Consider the following 982-nt stretch of genomic DNA (forward strand, 5'->3'; position numbering starts at 1 on the left):
ACGGCGAACGGGTGGTGCGCGGGTGGGAGACCCCCGAGGCCGAAGGCCGAGGGGGCGCACGGCCAAACCCCCACGCCCCCGCCCCGTGACCAACTCCGCACCCGCACGTTGGTCAAGGAAGAGTTGACACAGCGGACCGCCCGCGCGGCCCGATCCCTTGCAACGCCGGTTCGAGAGGCTTGTTCATGGCCGACCACGCAACCCACGACGCCCAGGCTCGGGCCAGCCTGCACTTGCTGGTGCGGGACATCGAGCGGGTCCGCCGGCAGGTGGACGCACTGCGCACCCTCACCGCCCAGCTCGGCAATGTCTACCGACCGCGCCGTTCCGGCCCGTCCACGGGCTTCGTCGTCTACGGACGCGCCCCCGCCCCGACGGTCCGCCTCGCCCAGGAGCTGCGGGACAGTGTCGAGACCCTGGTCACGGCCGCCGTCGACTTCGACCGCTCGCTCGGCTTCTCGTGGGACGCGGTCGGCTCCGCACTCGGCGTCACCAAGCAGGCGGTGCACCGGCGTTACGGCTCCCGCCGCGCGGCGGCCCAGGCGGCGGCCGCCGAGACCCCCGAGCACGCACCGGAGCCGACGGGCACCCGCCCGGGCACCGTGGGCCCCGGCCTCCCGGCCGTCCCGACGGTGCCCGCGGCCCGCTCCATGCCGACCCAGCCGACGGCCGGCAGCCCGGCCCTGCGCGAAGAGGTCAGGCCCACGGCCTTCCCCAGCCCGCGCAACGGCTGACCCCCGCCCCGGAAGGCGCCCGGTCTCGGGCGGACGGGGTCGGTGCCGTCAGTCGTGCCGGCACCGGCCCCCTCCTCCTCACCCGATGTCCGGCGGATCGATCCGCACCCACACCGCCGCGTCGCTCCCGCGGGCCATCCGCGCCGCCTGCGCGGCCTTCAACGCACCGGCCAGCGCCGCCCCGCTCCCCGGCGGCACCCGGACGAGCGCCCGCTCCCACTGCTCCCCCGGCGGCGGCCCGCCCACCC

At 77.0% G+C, this 982-nt stretch carries 2 protein-coding genes; one reads left to right on the forward strand and one right to left on the reverse strand.

All coding sequences use genetic code 11. From position 1 onward, the window contains the following. Positions 1–185 precede the first annotated feature (185 nt). A complete protein-coding gene (locus GTW67_RS15215) occupies positions 186–734 on the forward strand; it encodes a hypothetical protein (RefSeq protein WP_161165356.1) in 549 nt (182 codons plus the stop codon). Positions 735–812: 78 nt separating this feature from the next. On the opposite strand, the gene GTW67_RS38535 is transcribed toward GTW67_RS15215, so the two are convergent. Further along, a partial coding sequence (locus GTW67_RS38535; protein WP_202437270.1) for a primosomal protein N' occupies positions 813–982 on the reverse strand: 170 nt, incomplete at its 5' end.

It is taken from the genome of Streptomyces sp. SID5910 (assembly GCF_009862125.1).
Classification (GTDB): Bacteria; Actinomycetota; Actinomycetes; order Streptomycetales; family Streptomycetaceae; genus Streptomyces.